Annotated in this window: 7 protein-coding genes and 1 pseudogene; 3 read left to right on the forward strand and 5 right to left on the reverse strand. The window is 58.3% G+C overall.

Going from position 1 to position 6,871, the window contains the following annotated elements:
- Together AN233_RS03100 and AN233_RS03105 are read right to left on the reverse strand one after the other, a co-directional pair.
- Positions 1-694: proton-conducting transporter transmembrane domain-containing protein (locus tag AN233_RS03100; protein WP_281176516.1), on the reverse strand; the 694-nt coding region annotated here is incomplete at its 3' end.
- A complete protein-coding gene (locus tag AN233_RS03105) occupies positions 691-1,020 on the reverse strand; it encodes a hypothetical protein (RefSeq protein WP_058365394.1) in 330 nt (109 codons plus the stop codon). The genes AN233_RS03105 and AN233_RS03100, both read right to left, overlap by 4 nt.
- Before the next feature lie 495 nt (positions 1,021-1,515).
- Here AN233_RS03105 and artA point away from each other — a divergent pair, with 495 nt between their 5' ends.
- Together artA and AN233_RS18360 are read left to right on the forward strand one after the other, a co-directional pair.
- Positions 1,516-1,839: an archaeosortase A gene (artA, locus tag AN233_RS03110; protein ID WP_241659218.1), complete on the forward strand. Its 324-nt coding sequence runs from the start codon at positions 1,516-1,518 to the stop codon at positions 1,837-1,839.
- Between the two features lie 605 nt (positions 1,840-2,444).
- Positions 2,445-2,918, forward strand: a pseudogene (locus tag AN233_RS18360) (S49 family peptidase).
- Between the two features lie 16 nt (positions 2,919-2,934).
- Here the strand turns inward: AN233_RS18360 and AN233_RS03115 are convergent.
- Positions 2,935-5,529: a heavy metal translocating P-type ATPase gene (locus tag AN233_RS03115; RefSeq protein ID WP_058365396.1), complete on the reverse strand. Its 2,595-nt coding sequence runs from the start codon at positions 5,527-5,529 to the stop codon at positions 2,935-2,937.
- 315 nt (positions 5,530-5,844) lie between these two features.
- Between AN233_RS03115 and AN233_RS03120 the strand changes: the two genes are divergently transcribed.
- The gene (locus AN233_RS03120; protein ID WP_058365397.1) at positions 5,845-6,081 is read left to right on the forward strand and encodes a hypothetical protein; all 237 of its coding nucleotides are present in this window, start codon (positions 5,845-5,847) and stop codon (positions 6,079-6,081) included.
- A 21-nt stretch (positions 6,082-6,102) separates the two neighbouring features.
- On the opposite strand, the gene AN233_RS03125 is transcribed toward AN233_RS03120, so the two are convergent.
- On the reverse strand, positions 6,103-6,381 hold the full coding sequence (locus tag AN233_RS03125) for a hypothetical protein (protein ID WP_241659219.1): 279 nt from the start codon (positions 6,379-6,381) through the stop codon (positions 6,103-6,105).
- Between the two features lie 2 nt (positions 6,382-6,383).
- A partial coding sequence (locus AN233_RS03130; RefSeq protein ID WP_176696626.1) for a cytochrome d ubiquinol oxidase subunit II occupies positions 6,384-6,871 on the reverse strand: 488 nt, incomplete at its 5' end.

The raw sequence follows: 6,871 nt of genomic DNA on the forward strand, positions 1-6,871 counted from the left end.
TCCCGGCCTTCACGCCGAACCCGATCGCGAGCAGGAAGAAGGCGAGCATCGCGAGGCCGGGGTCGGCGTTCGCCAGTTCCTCGATGCCGCCGGCCGTGAACGAGACGTTGCCGGCGATGAGGTAGACGAGGGCGGTCCCGGCGAGGACGAGCACGCCGCCGCCGAACATCGTGTACGCGAGGTACTTCCGGCCGGCCGCGCGGGCCTCGTCGGTCTCGTCGTGGGCGACGAGCGGGTACGTCGCGATCGAGAGGAGCTCGTAGAAGACGAAGATCGTCACGAGGTTGCCCGCGAACGCGATCCCCATCGTCGCCGACAGCGACACCGCGAACGCGGCGAAGTACCGGGTCTGGTTCACCTCGTCGTTCCCGCGCATGTAGCCGATGCTGTAGAAGGAGGTGACGATCCACAGCCCGCTCGCGAGGAACGCGAATAGCATCCCGAGCGCGTCGGCGCGCAGGACGAACTCGATGCCGCCGGGCAGGAACGCGCCGAGCGACCACTCGAACACCGCGCCGTCGAGGACCGCCGGCAGCATCGAGGCGACGATCGCGAACTTCGTGACCGCCGCCGCGATCGTCCACCCCTCGCGGACGTTCGGGGAGCGGTGCGACGCGGCGATGAAGAACGCCGCGACGAACGAGACGAGGACGGCCAGTAGGGGGCGTAGATCGGTTATGGGTACGTCAGTCATGCGAACACCTCCATGAGGACCGGGTCGAACCACTTGAACAGCGCGTAGCCGCCGAAGCCGAGCGCGACCGCGACGAGGAACATCGCCAGTAACGCGGGCGGCACCCGATAGAGAACCAGCGAGGGACGCGGCGTGCCCTCACGGGCGCGACGGGGGACGTCGCCGTCGGCTTCACTTCCTTCGACGACAGCCTCCACGATGTGCACGACTGTCGCACGGAGGGTCGGCAACGGCTCGACGGGGACGACGATCGTCAATCGCGGATCCGAGCCGGCGTCACCGGTAGCGTTCGTGACGGGCTCGTCTGCGTCGTCGGTGTCAGTCACCCACACACCTCCGACGGGTTTAGGATCCACCGTCTCTGTGTACATGGGTATCCCTACTCGGATACTTTTCCTACCGTCCCTAAACGGTTTGTATCCCAGTCGATACGAACAGAACGACGAAAGCGCCGTCACTGATGTCGCAGCCGAGACAAGGATCCTACGCCTCCTCCACTCGCTCGAACGATACCACGAATCGGTCGGCAATCTGCCCGGCGGTGCAGTCCTTCGAGCCGGCCGCCTCCTCCGGAAGTATGCACTCATCTGCAAGCGAAGCTCGTGATCCTCGTCGTGACGCTTCTGATCTCGTACTGGTTGGCATACAAACGACGCCAATCGAGTCGCACCAATCGTCATATTGGCCGTAACTGAAGAGTGATTCATTACAATCGAACGACTGAACACCGATCTTCTGCTTAAATATCAAAGGTCACGCGGAGCATGTCCCGCGTGCCCGAACCGAGCCCCAAGGCCAACACGGTAATCAGAAGCATCAACGTGTTTCGAACCGCCTTCATTTCGATCGTCACCGGCAATCAGTTGATGGACTGGTTCTCGGAGGCGATCCTGTTTGTGTTCGGCGAAACCGACCCTCATCGGATGTCGTTTCTGATCTCCGACCGCATCATCAGCCAACTCGGGGCGGTCGTCGCGCTCATGGCGATCACCTACCTCGTCGTCCGCGAGCTCCCGGAACCGTTGACCATCCTAGAGGATATACTCTACTTGCTCACAGGTGAGGATCATGACCTCCAAGCCACTCTCGATCTCCCGCGTGAGCCCGCGGTCGAACAGCCAGAAGCGGCGACGAAAAGTGACTGAGATCCTCCCAATCACCCACGATCCGGGATGTATGATCGCATTGCTGCCACGACCTTATCGGTGACCACAGCCGTAATCGTTTCCTGCTTGCCAACGATGTGAAGACTATTTTCAGTATTGCCACCGTCTACGGGATTAATATTGGACGTTAGCCGGAGATCTGTGATCGGCACCATCGATCCTTAACCCTGCGCCAGTCTCCTAGTGCAACGTACATAGAATCTATCAAATCCCATATTTCTGGAGTTGCCACGGTTTTTTTACTTGTGTGACTCGATATCTAAACTCGTGGCGAATCCGATTGATCAACGAGTCGAGACGCTGTTGACCTCGTACACAGTTATTATTGTTGCCGCTCTTCTGATCGGTGCTGCGGTCGGTCCGACAGCCTCATTGGCGTTGTTTGAGGACGACGATCGTGGGACCGTCGCAGTGGTAACGATTGAAGGGCCGATCAGCGGCAATTCCGCGGACGATGTGACTCACGAACTACGTACAGTCCGGCAGAACAGCTCGATTGATCCAGTCGTGTTGCCCATCAACAGCGGCGGTGGGCCGTCGCGGCAAGCGAATCACAGTACCGGGCGGTCAAGCGACTTGCCCGCGTGAAGCCAGTCATTACCAGCGTCCGCAGCATCGCAGCCTCGGGAGGTTACTACACGGTGCTGCCGAGCGACGAGATCTACGTGACACCTGGAAGCCTCGTCGGGAGCGTCGGCGTACGCGCGCTAGTCCCCCAACCTGACGGAGTACCCTTGCCTATGGCGATCGGTCCTGATAAAGTCGGTGGCCTCACTAGTGACGACATCCGGGCCTAAGTAGAGACGCTCAAGCGCTCGTTCATCGATAGCGTGTACGCAGAGCGTGGCTCTCGGCTCTCACTGTCTCGAACTGATCTGAGCAACGCGAAGGTCTACTCTGGTGCTGCCGCCGTCGAGAACAGCTTGGCTGACGGGATCGGAGATAGGGAGACGGCTATAGCTGCCGCGGCAGAGGCGGCAGAGCTCGACGAATATTCGGTTGCTTACCGCTCGACGACGCCAAACCTGCGCTTCATCCCCCCAACTGGTGAATGTTAATAACCAATAAAGCTAATTACTCGTTCAGTAACGAATCTGGCTTGATTCTGGAGAGCCGCATCGCGTTGCCGGTGACACCAAGAGTCATACCAGCATCGCCGATAAGGACAGCTGCCCAGATCGGGACGAGTCCGAAGGGCACACCGAGTGCGAGGAGTCCTTTCGCACCCAGACTCGTCCAGATGTTCTGCCGGATGACGCTGTTCGCGTCGTGCGAGAGTTCGTAGAGGTACGGTAGCTTCGATAGGTCGTCGCTCATCAGTGCGATGTCTGCTGTTTCGAGAGCAGTATCCGTTCCAGCGGCACCCATCGCAATACCCACGGTCGCCGTCGCAAGCGCGGGTGCGTCGTTAACGCCGTCGCCGATCATAGCGACCCCGTCGTACTGTTCGTCGAGCTCTTTGATCGCCTCGACCTTCTCGTCGGGCAGGAGTTCTGCGCGGAACTCGTCGACGCCGACCTCCTCGGCAATCGCCCGGGCCGTACGTTCGTTGTCACCGGTAAGCATAACGATGTGCTCAACGCCGAGATCGTGGAGCCGCTGGATCGCTGCCTTCGCTCCGGGTCGAATCTCGTCGGCCACGGCGATCACGCCCTCAATCTCGTCCTCAGTCCCGACTAAGACGACAGTCTTCCCTTGTGATTGGAGTTCGGGGACCGTCCCCTCAAGAAGGTCGAGACAGTTGTTGCGCTCACACATCTGCTGACTCTTCGTCGTGACGACACCGCCGTCGGTCGTCGCGTGGACGTGTTCGAGATTGAACCCGAGTTCCTCGAAGAATCCCGGTTTCCCTGCGTAGTGTTTCTTGCCGTCGAGAGAGGCTTCGACGCCTTTCCCGGTGATACTATCGAAATCATCGACTGTCGGCGCTCCGATATCACTCTCCTCGGCGAATTCGATGATTGCATCGCCGATGGGGTGTTCCGACCGTGATTCCAGCCCGCGGGCACAGCGGAGAACATCGTCCTCACTGTTGTCGTTCAACGGGACGACGTCGGTGACGGTGAGTTCGCCTTTGGTGATCGTGCCGGTCTTGTCCATTGCAATGGCGTCCACCGCGCCCATCGCCTCGAGATGGTTGCCGCCCTTGATGAGGACACCATTCTTCGCGGCGCTGGTGATCCCCGACACCACCGAGACGGGTGTGGAAATAACGAACGCACAGGGACATGCAAGCACAAGCAGCGTGAGGCCGTAGACGATGAACGTCGGCCACGATGCCCCGAATAGGAGCGGCGGGACAACTGCAACCAGGACCGCAAAGCCGACGACGACGGGGGTGTAGTATGATGAGAACCGCTCGACGAACTGCTCGCGTTCGGTTTTGTTGGACTGTGCGTCTTCGACCATCTGGACGATGCGCGAGAGTGTGTTATCGCCCGCTTCGGAGGTGACCTCGATTTCGAGATAGCCCTGTTCGTTGATTGTGCCAGCGTACACCTCGTCACCCGGTGTCTTGTCCACTGGCACGCTCTCGCCTGTGATGGGGGCCTGGTTGACAGCACTCTCTCCGTCAAGAACCTCGCCGTCCATCGGGATTTTTTCACCCGGACGCACGACGACGACATCGCCGACAGCCACGTTATCGACAGGAACGGTTACCTCTTCGCCATCGCGTTTTACGGTCGCCTCGTCCGGCGATAGATCCATCAACTCTTGGAGTGAGTTCCGGGCGCGATCCATCGAATAGCGTTCAAGCAGCTCTGCAATACTGAACAGGAACGTGAGTGTGGCGGCCTCAAAGTAGAGCGCTTCCCCGAAGACGAGGCTGGCGATGATGGCGCCGCTGATGGCAATACTCATCAACAGGTCGATGTCGAGATTCCGGTTCAACGCAGAGTAGTAGCCGTTGCGGAAAATGATCTGGCCAGCGATCCCAACCGCGCCGAGGAACAGGATGTCGGCGACAAGTAACTCGCGCCCGACGAGCTCGGCCACAAGGACGTTCTGGCCCGTAAGGAAGAACTCAAAGAGGAGCCCAAGTGCGACGAGCCCCCCGCTAATCCACGTTTTTATCGCCCGCGAACTTGTCCAAACGTTCTCCCGTTCGTCAGTCGAACTCTCGGCAGTGTTTGCGTCGTTCGCAGTCGAGTCGGTCACTTCGTAGCCAGCACTCTCGATCGCATCAGTGATCTTCGATGGCGAAGTGGAGTCGTCATCGTAGGTCGTCACTACTTTCCCAGTAGTCGGTTGTGTCTCGTAACTCGAGAGCCCCGGGAGATCATCAAGGGCGTTCTCAATTTTTCCCGCACAGGATGGACAGTCCATTTCGGGGACAGTGAACGCCGCGGTTGTCTCGCCCTGGTACTCAACCGTATAGCCCGCTTTTTTGACGCGGTCGGCGATTTCGTCCGGAGATGTTTGGCTTCTCTCATAAGAAACAGAGAGTGTTCCAGTCGTCACCTGTGGGTCAACAGTGGTAATACCATCAAGTTTTCTGACACTATTTTTCACCTTCCCCGCACAAGATGGGCAATCCATCTCGGGCACCGAGAACTGGGCAACATCGTCCCGATTTGACGAGGTCGAGGATACGCTATCAGTGTCCTGTCCGTTAGTGTCATGGTCGTGTTCGTGGTCGTGACCACCTTCTTCTGGTGGTGATGTCATTATGTGAAACGAATGCTCTCAAACTTATTAACCTGGCTGCTATAATACCCCCCAATATTAACAATTCTTATTAAATTCTGTAGTGTAGAATAATAAAAGCGGATGATTTACAGCCAGCCAAGGGACGCACTCGGAGACTTGATTCGAACCTACTCATTGGTGCCTACACTAACAGTAGTCTATCTGATATATGCTCATCCACTATCGGTAGTTCCCATCGTTCCTAATTACGGACTCTGCTTCTGGGAGAAAATGAGATCGACGTCAGAGATCCGTTTGTATATATGATCTGAATTCATATACAGGAATATAACCATGACGTTACTCAAACAGGCGCTTGCGAGGGTCTATGAGTATCGGATGTACTTCCTCGGCGTCTCGGGGTTCGTCATCGCTGGGCTCGCCGTTACCTACGGCGTCCAGACCGAAGACACGGTGGCGGCACTCGGTGCACTCCTGTTTCTGCCGAATGCGGTTGTCCTCCTCGGCATCGGGCTCCGAGAACAAGGATTGATCGGCAATCTATCGCCATCGGGATCCAACCCGGAGTAACGCCCTTCCGACACATTTCTCTTAGTTCGTTTTGACAAGCGTGAGCCGCTGCTGTATCATCTGATCGACGTTGTACAGGAGCACGCTGACCGAGGCGAGGACGGTTCCCAGATAGACGATCAATCCGGGTGGTCCGGAAACCGTTCCACCGAGGGCCGCGCCACCGAGTCCAACAACGATGAGCTCAGCCCACGTCAGCAGAATGCGCGACAATAGCCACGTTCGGTCGGCATCAATCGATTGCTCGTCCGACGCGACGGTGAGCCCTTCCCCGTCGTCAGGAACGTTGGCGTCGACCACTGTCAGTAAGCCTCCTCGGGGGATATGGGACCACTGAACGCCGAGTAGAGCACGACAAAGTAGCTTGCCACCAGCGGCAACAACAGTGCGGCGGCTATTGACATCAGATTCAGCGGGAGCGTCGAGACAATGGTTTCGCTGATCGTTGCTCCAGTTGCTGGGTCGATGGCAGGATACATAATAATCCCCACAACGGCGATCAGCCCGTACGTGAGGACCGCTGCCGCCCCGAGTGCCAGTAGACTCTCACCGCGCCGCATGGCGACGATGTATCCCGCGGTGAGGCCGATCGAAGTCACCACTAACACGACGATGGCCGGATGTAGCAGTGTCAACAGCCCACTGGGCAGTCGCACGGCGAGGATCGCTAGCGTTGCCACCACCGCCACCAAGTAGCCGACGACCGCGAACTGACCGTACGTCGACACCCGCTCGGGCAGATCGAGTGGCGCTTTCAGCCGGAGGAACGCCGCCCCGGAGACGACCGTCA

Source organism: Haloparvum sedimenti, from assembly GCF_001462205.1.
GTDB lineage: Archaea > Halobacteriota > Halobacteria > Halobacteriales > Haloferacaceae > Haloparvum > Haloparvum sedimenti.